8 protein-coding genes and 1 pseudogene are annotated in these 15,672 nt (G+C 66.5%); 5 read left to right on the top strand and 4 right to left on the bottom strand.

What is annotated here, in order from left to right:
* Positions 1 to 160: 160 nt before the first annotated feature.
* Both AC1RMD_RS24595 and AC1RMD_RS24590 read left to right on the top strand, forming a co-directional pair.
* The gene (locus AC1RMD_RS24595) at positions 161 to 859 is read left to right on the top strand and encodes a VRR-NUC domain-containing protein (protein WP_492930313.1); all 699 of its coding nucleotides are present in this window, start codon (positions 161 to 163) and stop codon (positions 857 to 859) included.
* Between the two features lie 38 nt (positions 860 to 897).
* Positions 898 to 1,977 carry a type VI immunity family protein gene (locus AC1RMD_RS24590; protein ID WP_492930311.1) on the top strand — a complete coding sequence of 360 codons (1,080 nt, stop codon included), beginning with the start codon at positions 898 to 900 and terminating at the stop codon, positions 1,975 to 1,977.
* A 49-nt stretch (positions 1,978 to 2,026) separates the two neighbouring features.
* Here AC1RMD_RS24590 and AC1RMD_RS24585 read toward each other — a convergent pair whose 3' ends face one another.
* Positions 2,027 to 2,674: a hypothetical protein gene (locus AC1RMD_RS24585; RefSeq protein WP_492930343.1), complete on the bottom strand. Its 648-nt coding sequence runs from the start codon at positions 2,672 to 2,674 to the stop codon at positions 2,027 to 2,029.
* Positions 2,675 to 2,776: 102 nt separating this feature from the next.
* On the opposite strand from AC1RMD_RS24585, the pseudogene AC1RMD_RS24580 reads away from it, so the two are divergent.
* From AC1RMD_RS24580 to AC1RMD_RS24570, 3 genes and pseudogenes are all read left to right on the top strand, one after another.
* A pseudogene (locus AC1RMD_RS24580) lies at positions 2,777 to 2,956 on the top strand (helix-turn-helix domain-containing protein); the annotation flags it as partial.
* Positions 2,957 to 3,102: 146 nt separating this feature from the next.
* Positions 3,103 to 3,726 carry a pyridoxamine 5'-phosphate oxidase family protein gene (locus AC1RMD_RS24575; protein ID WP_492930339.1) on the top strand — a complete coding sequence of 208 codons (624 nt, stop codon included), beginning with the start codon at positions 3,103 to 3,105 and terminating at the stop codon, positions 3,724 to 3,726.
* Between the two features lie 52 nt (positions 3,727 to 3,778).
* Positions 3,779 to 4,225, top strand: coding sequence for a hypothetical protein (locus tag AC1RMD_RS24570; RefSeq protein ID WP_492930309.1), 447 nt, complete (start codon positions 3,779 to 3,781; stop codon positions 4,223 to 4,225).
* On the opposite strand, the gene AC1RMD_RS24565 is transcribed toward AC1RMD_RS24570, so the two are convergent.
* From AC1RMD_RS24565 to AC1RMD_RS24555, 3 genes are read right to left on the bottom strand one after another with little or no spacing between them, the layout of a single operon-like run.
* Positions 4,226 to 6,040: a CHASE2 domain-containing protein gene (locus AC1RMD_RS24565; RefSeq protein WP_492930307.1), complete on the bottom strand. Its 1,815-nt coding sequence runs from the start codon at positions 6,038 to 6,040 to the stop codon at positions 4,226 to 4,228. It lies immediately after the preceding gene.
* Between the two features lie 7 nt (positions 6,041 to 6,047).
* The gene (locus tag AC1RMD_RS24560; RefSeq protein ID WP_492930305.1) at positions 6,048 to 6,896 is read right to left on the bottom strand and encodes a hypothetical protein; all 849 of its coding nucleotides are present in this window, start codon (positions 6,894 to 6,896) and stop codon (positions 6,048 to 6,050) included.
* A gap of 21 nt (positions 6,897 to 6,917) precedes the next feature.
* Complete coding sequence (locus tag AC1RMD_RS24555) at positions 6,918 to 15,668, bottom strand: two-partner secretion domain-containing protein (protein WP_492930303.1); 8,751 nt, start codon at positions 15,666 to 15,668, stop codon at positions 6,918 to 6,920.
* Positions 15,669 to 15,672 lie beyond the last annotated feature (4 nt).

The following is a 15,672-nucleotide window of genomic DNA, read 5'->3' as shown; positions in this document are numbered from 1 at the left end:
GCCTTTATCCGATACGTCCTTTCCCCTGAGCAAAACTGACCTTGGGAGTTTTCATGGGCATGCCTCGGGGCGGGCCTCATCGCCACCAAGGCTACACGGATTGGGTGGAGCGCGACGTCAATGAGATGTTGGCGTTTGACTTGACTGAGCAAGGACAGAAATGACCGATCCAACTCGCCCATCCGCGCCGTTGGCGACTGGCGGCATGTCCACCGCCGGCACCACCACGCCGGTCAAGATTGCTCCGCCGCGCCTCGACCCTCATGATAAAAAGGTACTGTGCTCGGCCATATGCAAATGCAAGGATACGCCAGGCATCGGCAAGGATGGCCGCTCGCTCAAGCAGTCATGCGTATCAGCCCGGCTCAAGGCGCTGGACCGGGCGCTCGATCACCGTAGTGCATACAAATCAGAAGTGAATTACGATATGACGAAAAAGCCCCCGATGCCGATCATGAGTCCTGATGTAGAAACCAAGGGACACGACTGGCTCCCAGGTTGGATCAAGAAGCGCTGGGACATAGCCGACGCTCAAAGTGTTGAGCGCCCAGAGTTCCGGCCTGGTAAGGGATTGATACGCCGGCCTGATGTGGTCATCGTCAACGACCCTATGAAGCCGCCTACCCAGGACAATATTAAGCAGGTAGTCGAAATCAAGTTTCCGCCGGATACAATAAATGCCCAGCAGGAGCTTGAATATGCAAAGATTGCCGGTTCCAAGGAGAAACTGGAGGTTTTGCGGCCTGAGAACTGCAACTGCGACCAGCCAGAGCCGGAGTCCGCGAAGATTCCAGTCGAGCAACTAGGCAAGGCAGCAGCAGTTGCCGGACGACTCTACATGCTGCTGACGAAACGCTAGCCACCACGCGGGATTCCGGCGAATTAAAAGGAAATGCCATGAGTGAACTTCCACTTGACCCAATACAGTTGCTGCGTGAAGATCAAGAGAAGATGCGGGTACCCGGCGGCTTACTGACGAAACAAGGACCACAGGACTACGTCGGCAGCGTCCTCGCAATTACTGGCACGCTGTACTTTAAGAACGCACACCTACCCGTAGTCCGCGAGGCAATCTGCGCCTGTTTTGACGAGTATGAGGCCGTTGCCAAGTCCCATTTGACTTGGCTGTGGCGAGAAGAGCCGTTGGAGGGGCCAGACAAAATAGCCTACGCCAAAGCCAAGCCCATGCGCGAGATGATGAAGCGAATGGATGAAGATGATTTGGTGAGCTTCACCTATACCAGCGGCGAGCAAGCCCACGACGCAGGAGACTGGGAATTTCAAGTCTCAGGCATTCGCGGCTGGCAGGCCAAGATGGGGACATGGGGCCTTTGCTCCCTTCGCTTCAGTACGCCAATGTTGTACGGCGAAGTACACCCCGCTGCCATCCAAACCATGTTTGTCAGTTTCGCCAGGCGATTGCAGGCAGTGCATGGCCACAGCGGATATGGTCTGGTACTTTCCGCAGTTCGATCCGAACAAAATGAACCGTTTGAGGCATACCTCGCCGATAAACTGAATGGCTTGGACGTAGGAACACCGGTCTGGGTTTCGGAAGCTGCGGTGAAAGGCATCAAGACCGTGTCGTGGCTGACCGCCATCGATTACGATATGGTGCAGAAGATTGGCGGGCTATCGGCCATTCGCTCTGAGCTGCCCATGGACTGGTTTGCGTTATACGATTATGGTGCCGGTCTCGTTATTCAAGCTGGACCGAAACCGGAGGCTGGGCCGGCCGATCAGCCCAAAGCTGCGCTGCTGGTACTACCGAACATGCTATTAAAGGAACTTCGGACGCCGGAGATAGGATCGCTGCATCATGGCTCGAAAGATGGCGAGCCGCGCCTGACTGGCTGGGCAGCGGAGCAATGGATCAAGCGCTTCGACATCGACGATGCGGAACTGATGGCCTACAAGGACAAGCTGCTAGACGAACCCAAGCTGACCGATGCTACGACGCTACCAGATCGACTGTGACGCCGTCCCTACAATTTCGCGTCATCGTCAAGCATCGATGGCGTTCGATCTAGCGCGGCCAACCGGCGCCCAAGGCCCGCGCGTCAGTCGCGACTGTCAATTTCCTCGCGTCCTCGCTTTGACGTTTCATTATCATCACCGCAGCAATAATTGCTGTGATTGAACCGATCGCCTGAATCCATGCGGCACCGACATCGCTCCAGAGCGGTGACCTCGACATAAATTCGATGAAGGCAAATGAACCAAAGGCGATGATCAAAAAGAGTAGCATCGTAGCAGTGGCGCGACTAATTTTGTCTTGTTCTGTCATGACCAGTTCTCTGCAAGGAATTGCCAATAATATCAGACCCAGCCCTTGATCCAATCCCAACGCCAAGATGCCAGTCGAACAGGCGTACCAAGCCAGGAAATGCAATGAGCGAACATTCTGAGACGATGCGCATCCCTGGCGGCCTGCTGACCAAGCAAGGCCCGCAAGACTATGTAGGCTGTCAGCAGCGGTTGAAAACTGATACACGGGAGTGCTGCGGATTTGCTGCTCTGCCGGTGACATGTTTGCGTACGCCGGGGTGCAACTCCCCTTGTTCGTATTCCCGATGCCAACTCTTGAGCGCATTTTTAGTTGGATAGCCCGGCTGTCGAATTGTCGGCCCCGTACGTTTTCCCAGCTTTTAATGCGCTCTTCGTATGAGTACATGAACTACCTCCAAGTAGTCCAAGTATTACGCAGCCCCCCCCCACCCCAGCGATTGAAAACTGATACACCGTTTTGAGAAGATGGCTGCTTTGCGGAGCAGCCTTGAAACCCAACGAGGTGTATGTGGAAATTCAGTTGTTGAGCAAGCATGGGTTGAGTCTGCGGCGGATCGCCGCCGAGGTGGGGTGCGCAGTGAACACTGTGCGGCGGCACTTGGCGCTGGAGTCCGTGCCGAAATACGAGCGCAAGGTCAAGCGAGTGACCAAGTTGGCTGCCCATGAGGATCCCAGGCTGCAGCCGCGCGCGATAACTGCCAGTTGAAGATGTGCTCGGGTAAAATCGATATCCAAACAGCCATGTAAGAGCGATCGCCGCAGGTTCTCTTGCGACCGCTAGGGCCCATCAATCAGCATAGGGAGTAGAGCTTGATCCAGCTTGACAGCCAAATCGTTTCGGATATCGCGGCGCTTGAAGGGATTTACGGAACGCCTGCCGCAGCGTCGTTAAAAAAAGAAGTGGCATACATTCATCCGCACTATCGAAAGTTCATCGAGGCGGCGCCGTTTGCCCTCCTGGCAACAAGCGGATCGGACGGTCTCGATGTGTCTCCCCGAGGTGACCCCGCTGGTTTTGTCCGGGTCCACGACGAATTAACCTTGCTCCTTCCCGATCGTCGCGGGAACAAGCGAATCGACAGTCTGCGGAACATCCTGCTTGATTCCCGGGTCTCTCTCATCTTTTTGATACCCGGGATTGGAGAAACGTTGCGGGTCAACGGCACCGCAACGATTCAAGTCGATCCTGGCTTGCTGTCGTCCTTCAGTATCGACGGCAAATCGCCGCTTTCCGTATTGGTCGTGAAAGTCAACGCGGTGTTTTTCCAGTGCTCGCGCGCGATACTTCGTTCGCATCTCTGGGACCCGTCCAGGCATCGGAATCGTGGGGATTTGCCGAGTCCCGGAACAATCGTGGGGGACTTGAGTAGTAACGAGATTGACGGCCAAAAATATGATGCCGATTTGCCCTGGCGGTTATCAACAACTCTTTATTGATCTCGGCAGCGTCGCCGACTCGTACCCGTAATGCCGATTTGTCCCGGCAAAGTTGCACAGTTCAACAGTATATTTCTCGATTTCCCGCAACAAGATCGACCAGCGCTTCGCCGGCAGCCAGCAATACAGCACCCAGCACCTGACCCTCGACTCCACGCCGTTCGGCAAATTGCTGTCGCGCGAACTGGGCAAGGGCAAGAAAGAGGTGGAAGTGAACATCAGCGGCAAGATCTCGCTCAACAGCATTCCGCCGCGCGTCGACAAATGGATCACCGCCGTGGCCGAACAGGGCGAGGTCACGCTCAAGCCGAGCGACCCCGCGCTCAAGCCCAGGTTCATTCTCGCGCTGCTGCCGGTGGTGTACTCGTTCATCAAGCAGGCCAACGCCGAACGCGCCATGAGCAGCGCCAACCAGTACAACGCCCAGGTGATTTACCACATCGACAAATCGGGCGAGTCGGTCATCGACAAGATCGTCTTCATCAAGAAAAAAGAGTGATCATCCGGGCTGGGGCGGCGCCCAGCCCAGCACATGCACCGGGCTGTGTCCCTTGATCTCGCGCAGGCCGAGGTCGCTCAATCCCGTCTCGCCTTCGAGCCGCTCGGCCACCGCCAGCGAACACAGCACCGGCATGCCCACCTCCTTGCACAGGCTTTCGATGCGCGCCGCCACATTGACGGTGTTGCCGATCGCCGTGTACTCGTGGCGCTCCGCCGAGCCGATATAGCCGATCACCGCCATGCCGCTGTGCAGGCCGACGCCGATGCGCAGCGACGGCGCCCCCGTCAACGCCGACTCGGCGTTCAGCGCCGCCAGTTCGGCCAGCATCTCGCGCGCCGCCGCCAGCGCGGCCGCCTCCGGACTAGCCATCGCGTTGGGCGCGCCGAAGAACGCCATCATGCCGTCGCCGATGAATTTATCGACGGTGCCGCCGTGGCGGTGCACCACCGCCGTCATGCGCGCGAAGTAGCGGTTCAGCAGGGCCACCACCTGCTCGGCGGGCAAGGCTTCGCTCAGGGCGGTGAAGCCGCGCACGTCGGAAAACAGTACGCAAACGCTGAGCTTGAGGCCGGACTTGCGGGCGTCGATGCCGCCGTCGAGGATGCTCTGCATCACCTGCGGGCTGACGTAGCCGCCAAAGCAGCGGCTCAGGCGCTGCCGTTCGAGGAACTGCTGCCACGACTGCCAGCCGGCGCGCGCCAGCAGCGCGATCCAGCCGCCCAGCAACAGCGCGGCCGGCGCCAGCCACACGCCGCGCAGCAGCAACGCCGTGCTCAGCGCGCACAGGCCCAGCGACAACAGCAACAGCAGCGCCAGCTTGCGCCGCAGGCGCGCGCCGAACCAGAACAGCGCCATGACCGCCGCGCCGGCCCAGATGCCGCCTTGCGCCAGCGGCGCGATCAGGCCACCGTTCAGCATGCTGCGCACCGCCTGCGCGTGGGCCAGCATGCCCGGCACCCGCGTGGCGCCGGGCAGCCACGCCGCCAGCGGCACCGGCAGGTCGACCAGGTCGATATCGTCCAGCACCGCGCCCAACAGCACGGCCTTGCCGGCGAAACGGCGCGCCAGCTCGTCCTGCTTGCCCTCGCGCGCCAGCTGCAACACTTGCTGCAGCGGGATGTACTGGAACGGCGCGCCCAACTGGTAGTTGATCAGCCCGGTCCACGGCTGGCGCACGCCGGCCGCCGCCGCGATCTCGCTCGACAAGGTGAACGGCGTGCGGTCCGGCTGCAGCGCCGCCTCGGGATAGCGGCGGATGCGGCCGTCGTCGTCGGCCGCGAACAGCGCCGATGCGTTGCCGCGCACCGCCTCGCCCTGGCTGGCCAGCACCGAACCGTAGTCGAGCTGGATCTCGCGGAAGTGGCGCCGGTCGTGGTCCCAGACCTTGGCCACCACCACCGGGCTGGCCTGCATGGCGCCCAGCAGACCGGCCAGCAGGGTGCGGTGGAAATCGAACTCGGGATCGCTGCGCGACTGCAGCTGGTCGTAGCGCTTTTCCGGCAGCACCAGGTCCATGCCGATCACCAGCGGGCCGGCGGCGCCGACGCCGCGCAGAAATTGCGCCAGATAGCGGTGGCTCAAGGTGATCGGCTCCTCGACCCCGTCGAGGAAGGCTTCGTTGATGCCCACCAACACCAGGTCGCGTTGCACCGGCTGCGGGAACCAGGCGCGGTTGACGGCGAACTGCAGGTCCAGCAGGCGGGCGTCGATGGCCGGCGCCAACGGCAAGGCGCAGGCCAGCGCCAGCAGCGCGCAGGCGTAGCCGCGCCAGGCCGTCCAACGGCGCGCGGCGGCGAGCGGCAGCGCGGCCAAGGGCGGCCTAGCGCGCCAGGCTGCCGGCCTTGCTCAGGTCCGGCCGGCGTGCCGCGATCTCCTGCCAGATCGCGCGGGCGTCGTCGAGCATCTGGCGGTTTTGCAGCAGGCTCGCGTACAACACCCATTCATCGATCGGCGCGCCGGCGCCGGGCCGCAGCGCCACCAGGCTGGCGTGCTCGGCCTCGCTGGCCACCTGGAACTGGGCCATCGCCTGGCGCACCTCGCCGTCCACCGCCGAGGTGTAGGCCACGCTCCAGCGGTAGCTCTGGCCGTACGCCAGCGGCGCGGACGGCGGCGGCTCCCACGCCGAGGCGTCGGTCTTGGCCTGCGCCACCACGCCGCCGTCGGCGCGCTCCAGCGTGAAGGTGTACGAGGTGGCCTCGTTGGCCTCCCAGCGGAATTGCGGACGGGTGCCCAGCGCCAGCGTGCCGTTCTTCGGCCCCAGCAACGTCAGGTCCAGCATGATGGCCCGCATCTTGAACGCCGCCGGCCCGGTGTTGGGGCTCAGCGCGGCCAGCACGACTTTCTCGGCCAGCGACTTGGTCGCCAGCGCCGTGCCGCTCAGCACGCGGATCGCGCCGGGGTCGACCTCGGCCAGCACCGGCCCGGTCAGCTGGTAGATCAGCTTGGCGCCGTAGTGCGACACCGAAGCCTTGGCGCCGGCGTCCAGCCGCAGCTGCTCGCCCGGCTTGACGTAGTTCAGCAGTTGCAATTTGCTGCGCTGGGTGTTGCGCACGATCTCGCCGCTGCCCTGCACGTCGAGCACCATGCCGACCACCTCCTCGGCGGCGGTGGCGGGCAGGCTCGCGAGCACGCAAGCGGCGGCCAGTAAAAACACACGGATCAACGACATCATCCCTCCTCGGCCGGAGCCTTATTTGTAGCTGCGCGTCTCGAACAGATAATCGCCGCCGGCCGCGTGGCCGGCCGACACCGCCGCGCCGTACTGCGGCACCTGTGGATAGGCCTCGGTCACGCCGGCCTTGGTGGCGTCGAACACGGTTTTGCCGGTGTCGTAGCGGGTCACCCGCTTCATCGCGTTCATCAGGCTCCAGGCGAAGATCGAATGGCCTTCGACGCCGTCGTCGGCCACCGGTTCCTCGCCGCCCGAGGACATCACCACCACCGAGCGGCGTCCCAGGATCTGGCCGGCGTCGGCGTTGGCGTCGACCGTCTGCCCCTCGGCGAAGGTGCCCGAGTAGCAGCTGTCCGACACCAGCATCACCTGCCGCGCCGGCACGCTGGCCAGCAGCCTGGAGACGTCGCTGGTCGAGATCCAGTTGGCCGGGCTGTTGCCGGCGCCGTCGGACGGAATCCAGTAGCCCTGCTTGCCGCTCTTGGCGTTGCCGGTCATGTAGCCGTGGCCGGCGTAGTACACCGTCAGGCTGTCCTTCGGCCCCAGTTCGCGCGACATCGCGCCGATGCCGTTGACGATGTCGGCGCGCGTCGCGTCGCGCAGCACGTGCACCTCGTAGCCCATCTTCTCGGCCATCAGCCTGGCCACCGCCTCGGCGTCCGGCACCGCCGAATCGAGCGCCGGAATGCGCGCGTCCTGGTAGCGGTTGATGCCGATGACGACCGCCACCTTGCGTTCGATCTGCGGCAGGAAGGACGCGCTGGGCAGGCGCAGCGCCGGACGCGGCGGCATCGCCTGCAACTGCGCCTGCAGTTGCGCCTGGTTCGGCACGCACAGGCCGCCGGCGCCGCCGGCGCATGGCGGCAGGTCGGCCGCGTGGACGTTTTGTTCGAGGATCTTCAGCGCATCCTTGAACACCGCGGTCTTGTGCTCGTGGCGCAGCACCGACAGCTCGGCCAATTGCTCGGCGCTCATCGCCGCCGTCGCCGTCGCCGCGAAGGCCTTCAAGGTCTTGGTGCGGCGCGCCTCGTCGCGCTTGGCCACCACCAGGGCCGCCGCGTCCGCCTTGGCCTGCTTGGCCTTGGCCTCCTCGGCCTTGGCCGCGGCGGCGACCTTCTGCGCCTCGGCCTTCCTGGTCTGGATCGCCAGCTGGCGGTCCGCCGTCGCCTTGCCGCCGACCGCCGCCTTGACCAGCTCGGGCTTGCCGCTGGCCTCGGCGCGCTGCACCTGCGCCTCCTCCTTGCGGCTGCGCGCCGTGGCCGTCTGCGCCAGCGATTCCTCGCGCTTGGCGCGCGCCTCGAGCACGCTGGCCTGGGCCTGGCTGCGCCGCGCGTCGGCCTGGTCCTTGGCCTGGGACGCGGCCAGCCGCAGGTCGTCGGCCTGTTCCTGGCGCACCCGGCTCTCGGCCGTCTTCTGCGTCACCTCGACCCGCTTGTCGCCGGCCACCCGCTCGGCCGCCGCGCGCTGCTGCGGCGACTTCGCCTCGCGCGCCTGCGCCAGCGCCTCGCTGCGCGCCGCATCGGCGATCTTGGCCTCGGCGGCGGCGGTGCGCGCGCGCGCGTCCACGCCCAGCGCCTCGGCCTGGACGCTCTTGGCGCCGGCCTCGCTCTGTTTGGCGCCGGCTTCCGCCTTCTTGGCGTTGGCGTCCGCCACCTTGGCTTCGAAGCCGGCCCGGCGCGCCTCGGCGTCGGCCTTCCTGGCCTGCGCCAGCACCTTCAGCGCCGGCGTCGCCGCGCCCTGCACCTCGGCTTCGGCCTTGCGCGCATCGCTGTCGGCCTGCTTGCCATCGGCCTCGGCGCGCTTGGCCACCGCCTCGGCGCGCTTGGCCTGGGCCTCGACCTTGGCCGCCTCGGCGCTGGCCTGTCTGGCCTCGCCGGCGTCCTTCTTGGCGGCCAGTTCGGCCTTGCGCGCGCCGGCCAGGTCGGCCTTGGCGGCGCCGCTGGCCTCGCGCGCCTCGCGCTTCAATTCCTGGGTCGTCTTCTTGTCGTCGGCGGCCTGCGCCAACTCCTTCTCGCGCGTCGCCTCGCGCTTGCCGCCGAAGCCGGCCTTGGCGCCGGCCGCGCCGCCGGCCGGGCCGTCCTCGGTCTTGGCTGGCGTCGCGGCCGAGGCCGGCGCCGCCGTACTGTCGGCCACCGCCAGCTTGGCGTCGTAGGTCACCGGCGCCGCCGTGGCGCCCGTGCCCGGCAGCGCGCTGCCGCCGGTGCCGTCGCTGCTGCGGGCGCACATGGCCGGGTTGTTGGAGCAGGTCGACTGGACCGCCGCGTCGGCCACGCGCAGGTCGACCACCGGGCTGCCCTCGGGCAGCAGGAAGCGGAACGCCGCCGCGTTGGCGCTGTCGTACACGGCCGGACTCCAGCTGTAGCCGTGCGCGGCGATCAAGTCGTAGCTCAGGGTGCTGCTGCCGGCCGGGTCCAGCGCGGCCGCCGCGGTCTTGCCGAGCGCGACAATCCAGTTGCCGTTCGGCGTGACCAGGCCGCCGCTGTGCACCCTGTAGGCCTCGCCGGCGTAGACCTCGGCCTGCAGATTCTTCGCGCCCAGCACGGTCCAGCCGACCTGGTCGCCGCCGGCCGGCGCGTTCGGCTTGTAGTTCGGCAGCAGCGTCGCGTTCGGCGCCGAGCCGGTGGCGTTGATGGTGCCGGTCAGGTCGACCGTCTGGCCGCTGGCGGCAAACGTCGACGTGTCCAGGCTGCCGTCGCCGCCGAGGTCGATCAGCACCGCGCCCGGCGTCGGTTTCGGCGCCAGATTGCTCGCGTGCGTGGCGATCACGGCCGACGCCGCGCCGGCGATCAGGCGCGTGCCGCCGCCGACCGCCAAGCTCAGCTTGCTGTTGGCGCCGTTCGCCAGGATCAGCGCGTCGCCGCTGCTGCCGCTGCCGCCGGTCAGGCTCAGATTGCCGCCGACGGCCAGCGTCAGGTTGCCGTCCGGGTTGATCGCCGCCACCGCGCCCTGGTCGCGCGCGAACGCCGTGGCCGGATCGGCCGGCGCCTGCAGGGTTACGCTGCTGGCGCCGCCCGTCATGGTCAGGTCGCCGCTGACGTTGACCAGCACATCGCCCTGGCCGGTGCCCAACAGCGCGCCGCCGTGGGTGCTGCTGGTGCCGCCGCCGTCGAGCGTGATCGATTTGGCGTTGATGGTTTTCAGCGCGCCGCCCGGCCCCGCCTTCTTCTGCGAGAACGAGGCGAGCGCCGCGACGTTGGTCATCATCGCGCCGTCGGCCGTGTTGTAGTAGCCGCCGCTGCCGCCGGTCAGCGTGATGGCCGCGTAGTTGGCGGCGCCGCCCGAGCTGGTGACGGTCTGGCGGCCGCCCTGGCTGAGATCGGCGAGGATGACGGCGCTGTTGTCCGAGCCGTTTCTGCCGCCCGCCAGGTCCAGCGTGCCGCCGGCGACGAAGTCCAGGATCTGGTCGCCGCCGCCGAAGGCGTAGATGGCCGCCAGATTGTTGCTGGTGCTGCAGCCGGGACAGTAGCCGCCTGCGGGATCGCCCGCCAGCAAGCCGTCGCCATTGCCGCCCCGTAGCCTGACCGCGCCGCCGCCGTTGATGACGAACTTCTGCGCGCCCGGACCAAACTGATAAATGACCGCCTTGTTGTTGGCGCTGCCGCCGCTGCCGCCGCCGCTCATCGTCAACTCCGAGCCGGCGCCGGTCAGGTTGAAGGTTTGCGTGCCGGTTTGCGCAGAGATCGTCACGTTGCGATCGCTGCCGTCGGCGCCGGCCATCAGGTTGAGGCGATGCGCGCTGATGATCTGCGCGCCGTTGCTGATCCCTTCGGCAGGCGCTTGCTGGATAAAGACATTGGTCTGGTCCGCCGTCCCGGCGCGCATGCTCAACGTGTCGCCGACGGTAATGCTCTGCAGGACGCCGGCGCTGATGCCGGAGCTGGAGCCGGTCGAGGCGCCGCCGGCGATGGTGAGGTTGGTGGCCGCGATGGTTTGCTTGCCGCTCCCATACAGACGGGCCCAGTTGTTCGTGTCGGCGGAGTTCGCGCTGGCGCCGCCTCCCACCATGCTCACATTGTCAGCCTTGATATTCTGGTCCGACACCGTCGTGCTGTTGCCCAATCCCAGCGCATGGATGCGCGCGTGATTGCTTGAGCCGCCAGCCCCCCCGATCAATCTCAGCGTGGGGACCGTGACGTTTTGCGTGCCGCCGTTTGCGTTGGTGATGATCTGGGCCATATTCTGGTTGCCGCCGGCGCCACCGGTCAAGGTCAGGCTGGAGGCAACGATATCCTGCACCAGTCCGCCCTGCACGACATCGTTGAACAAACTGATATGGGCGCGGTTGCCGGTTCCGGACGCGCCGCCGTTGAGGGCGATGGCATCGGCATGGATGGTCTGGTTGCCACGGCTGGTCAGGTTGGCGCTGTTGCCGCTTTGCTGGCTCGCCGAGCTGCCGCCGTTGAGCGTCAGCACGCCGGACACCGTGACGCGCTGCTCGGCGCCGCTGTTCACGTTGGCGTGGTCGCCGCCGCCGCCCGAGCCCCCGCTCAAGGTCATGCTGCCGGCAGTGATGGTTTGCGCCGCCCCGGCGTTGACAAACGCGCCCTGGTTCGCGCCCGTCCCGCCGGTCACGGTCAGCGCGTCGCGCACGGCGATGCTCTGGTCGCGCTCGGTGCTGACGCCGGCGCCGTTGCTACCGTTGGCGCCGCCGTTGATGCGCAGCGTATCGGCATTGATGGTCTGGCGCGCGTTGCCGCCGATGATGGCGTTGCTGTCCAGGGCTTCGCCGCCGGTGACGCTGATCGCGCCGCCGGTGATGACCTGGATCGCCGCCACGGTGTTGGTATCGTCGTAGGACCAGAGGTGGGCCCAGTTGCCGTTGGCGCCGGAGCCTCCCTTGATCGTCAAGCTGCTGGCGGTCACCCGCTGGGTGACGCCGGCGCCGGTCGCATGGAGGCCGGCGAAGTTTTCCGTGCCGCTGCCGCCCTGCATGACGACGCTGTCGGCGTTGATCGTCTGCGTATGGCCGGCGCCCTTGTTCATGCTGAGGTTGGCATGGTTGCGGTCGCCGCCGACGCCGCCGGTGATGGCCAGCGTCTTGACGGTCACGGTCTGGTTGCCGTCGCTGCTGATATCGACCGCGCCGCCGCTGCCGGACGCGCTGCCGGTCAGCGACAGCGACGCGGCCGTGATGCTTTGATTGCCGCCGACATTCATCGATGCGTTGCCACCGTTGCCGCCCTGCAAGGCGATCGCGTTCTGCACGATCAGCACCTGATCCTGGTTGGTGTTGATAAACGCGTTCAGATTGCTAGCGCCGCCGCCCTGCAGCAGGACGCTGTCGGCCGTGACGCTCTGCGTGCCGTTGCCGCTGATGAAGGCATCGTTGTTGACGCCGCCGCCGCCGCCGGTCAGCGTCAAGGCGCCGGTGGTGACGGTCTGGGTCGGCGTGCTCGTCAGGCTGTCGTCGTAGGCCCAGAATTGTCCGTTGTTGTTGCTGCCGCCCGCACCGCCGGTCAGGCGTATCACCGGCGCCGAAATCAGCTGCCTGGAGCCCTTGCCGTTGGCGAACACCCCGGCGTTGTTATTGGTCCCGGCGCCGGCCAACGCGATGATGCTGTCGGCGTCGATTTTTTGCAGCTTGCCGGTCCGCGCGCCATTCACATTCACCCCGGCGGAATTGTTGGTGCCGCCTTGCCCGCCCGTCAGGCGCAGCGTCTTGACGGCGATCACCTGATCGCTGTTGCTGCTTACATCGGCGTGGTTGTTGCCGCCGGAGTCGCCGGCGGTCAGCACCAGCGAGTTGGCGCTGACGCTTTGCTTGCCGTCGGCGTTGATCGATGCCGCGTTGTACGCGGCCGCATCGGTGGAGCTGCCGCCGCTGATGGCGATGGTTTGGTTCGCGCTGACGGTCTGGTCCAGGCCGGTGGTGATGCGCGCGCCAGCGCCACTGCCGGCGCCCGAGCGCAGCGTGATGTTGTCGGCGACGATGGTCTGCGCCGCCTTGCCGCCTATAGAGGCCTCGCTGAGCGTGCCGCCGCCGCCGGTCAGTGAGATGTTGTTGGCCTTGACGATCTGAATCTGGGGAACGACGTCAGCCGCATCCCACGCGCTGACAAAGGCGCGGTTCTGCTTGCCCGTGCTGCCGCTGCCCCCCTTCAGCACCAGGTCTGTGGCGGTGATGTTCTGCACCACGCCGGTGCCGGCCGCGCTCAGCCCGGCCGTGTTGTTGCTGCCGTCCTGGCCGCCCTGCAGGGTGATGCTGTTGGCTCGGATGGTCTGGCTCTGATTGGGCGGCACCGCGATATTGGCGTCGCTATACAGCGCAATTTCCGCATTGTTATTCGTGCCCGCGCTGCCACCGGTGATGGTGATGCTGTCGGCGATGACCGACTGGTTGCCGTAGGTATAGATATTGGCCGCCGTCCGGCCGGCGCCGCTGCTGCCGTTCACCTTGATCGCACCGCTGACGTTGATACTCTGGCCGCCGCTGCCGTCGCCGATGAAGGCGTGCGAGGCGCCGTAGTTGGGCACGGCAACGGTGGTGCTGCCGGCATTGAGGGTGATCGAGTCGGCGTTGATGGTCTGGCTGCCGGCCGAATCGAGCGAGGCGTTATTGCCGCGTGTGTCGTCGCTCACGCTGCTGATGCCGCCGTTGACGGTGATCGCGCCCGCCGTGATTTTTTGCGTGGCCGACGCCTGCGCCGTAGCGCCGTCGGCACGGATCTGCGCAACGTTGCCGGCGCCGCCGGCGCCGCCGTTCAGCGTCAGGCTGACGCCGGCGCCTATCGTCTGGGTGACATTGAGTCCGCTGGTGTTGATGGACGCGCCGTTGAACAGGCCCGCATTGCCGGCGGTCAGCGTGATCCGGTCCGCGCTCACCGTCTGCTTGCCGCCCGCGCTGGATGGCAACCAGATCGTCGCGCCGCCGCCACTGCCGGCGAGCAAATTGATGTCGCCGGCCTGCACGGTCTGGTTGACTCCCGCGACCAGGCCGGCGCCGACATTGACCGCACCGGCGGCATTGCTGCCCAGCAGATTGATGCGATTGGCATGGATCGTTTGCTCGCCCTGCGTGGTGATTTGCGCCGCGCCGCCCGCCGCCGTCAGATCCAGGTTGCCGGTCGTGGCGATCGACTGGGTGCCGGAGACCAGCGCCATGTTCAGGCTGGCCGCAGCCGTGCCGTCGGCGCTGCCGATGCGGATATTGCCGCCGGTGCTGGTCAGGGTCTGGCTGGCGTTCGACATCAGCACGCCGCCGATGACGATGCTGCCGGTCAGGCTGGCGCCGGCGCTGTCGACCATGCTGGTGCTGCCGTAGGCGCCCGACGCGTCCAGTTTCAGGCCGACCACGCCGGTGTCGATACTGGCGCCGCGCCCCACTTCGATGTAGGGCGCCTGCACCGTCAAGGTCAGGCCGGCCGGTATCGACGGGCTGACCGTGGCGCTGCCGCCGCTGGGCAGGAAGGTGACGAAGTCGCTGGCCTGCAGCGTGCCGTTGGTCGCCGCCAACAGGTTGCCAAGCGTATTGAAATCGGTCGCGCCGGCCGCCGCCGGCCCGCTGCACTCGCCGGCGCTGCTGGTGTAGAAGCAGAACACCGCCGGATCGAGCAGCCAGTTGCCGGTGCGCCCACGCGCCGCCAGGGTGTCGACATAGCCCTTGGCCAGCAGCGTGTGGCCGGAGGTCTCGACCAGGCCGCCGTCGCCGCCCAGCGCGCCGCCGCGCGCGCTGATGCTGCCGGCAAAGTTGGTGCGGTCGCGCGACCATAGCACCACCTTGCCGCCGTCGCCGCTCTGCCCCGCGCTGGCGTCGATGCGCGCGCCGGCCGCCATGTCGACCCGGCTGGCGTTCTGCAGCGCCGCGTTGTTGCCCTGGTAGTCGCCGCCGACCAGCACCGAGCCGCCGCCCAGGCTGCCGCCGGCGTCGATCCGCGCGCCGTCGCCCAGGCTGACCGTGTCGCCCAGCAGCTGCACGCTGCCGCCCACGCCGTCGCTGTTGAGCGCGCTCACGGTGGCCGTCACGCTGGTGGCGCCGCTGGCCTTGAGCACGATGCGTCCCTGGGCGTCGCGCGCGCTGCTGTCGGCCCGCGCCACGCCTTGCATGTCGATCAGCGCGCCGTAGATGTCGATCCGTCCGCCCGCCGCGTTCAGCTCGCCCAGGTTGAGCGCCTTGCCGCCCGTGTCCAGGGTCACCGACAGATTGGGCGCGCCGCTGTCGGCCAGGCTGACGCGCTGGCCGGCCGCCAGCAGGATCTGCCCGCCCGGCGCGCGGATCACGCCGCCGTTGCTGACGTCGCCGCCGACCAGGTAGACGCTGCCGCCCAGCGGCGTGGTGATGGCGCCGAAGTTGTGCACGCCGCCGGCGCCGCCGGCGAAGTTGTATTTGCCGGCCAGGAAGTCGGCGTCCGACAGCCGCAGGCTGGAAGCGACCAGGCCGGCCACGTCCACCGTCGCGTTGGCGCCGAACAGCACGCCGTTGGGATTGACCAGCAACACCCGCCCGTTCGACTGCAGCGCGCCGAGGATCTGGCTGGGATCGACACCGGTCACGCGGTTGAGCACGGTCGACTGCGCGTTCTGCTGCAGGAAGCGCAGCAGCTCGCCGTTGGCCACGTTGAACTGGCGCCAGTCGATGATGGTGTTGGGGGTGTTGGTGACGGTGAAGACATTGCCGTTGACGGCGAAGCTGGCCGTGCCGGCGCGCACCGTCGGATCGAGCGGCCCGCCCAGCGCCGGTGGCGCCAGCGTCAGCACCGTCAGCAGGACGGCGCCGGCCTGGACGCAGGGATGGGGGAATAGCGTACGGGTCAGGAATGCGAGGCGCAACATAGCG

Source organism: Duganella sp. GW822-FHT06D06 (assembly GCF_058799615.1).
This window is presented reverse-complemented; position numbering and strand designations above follow the sequence as displayed.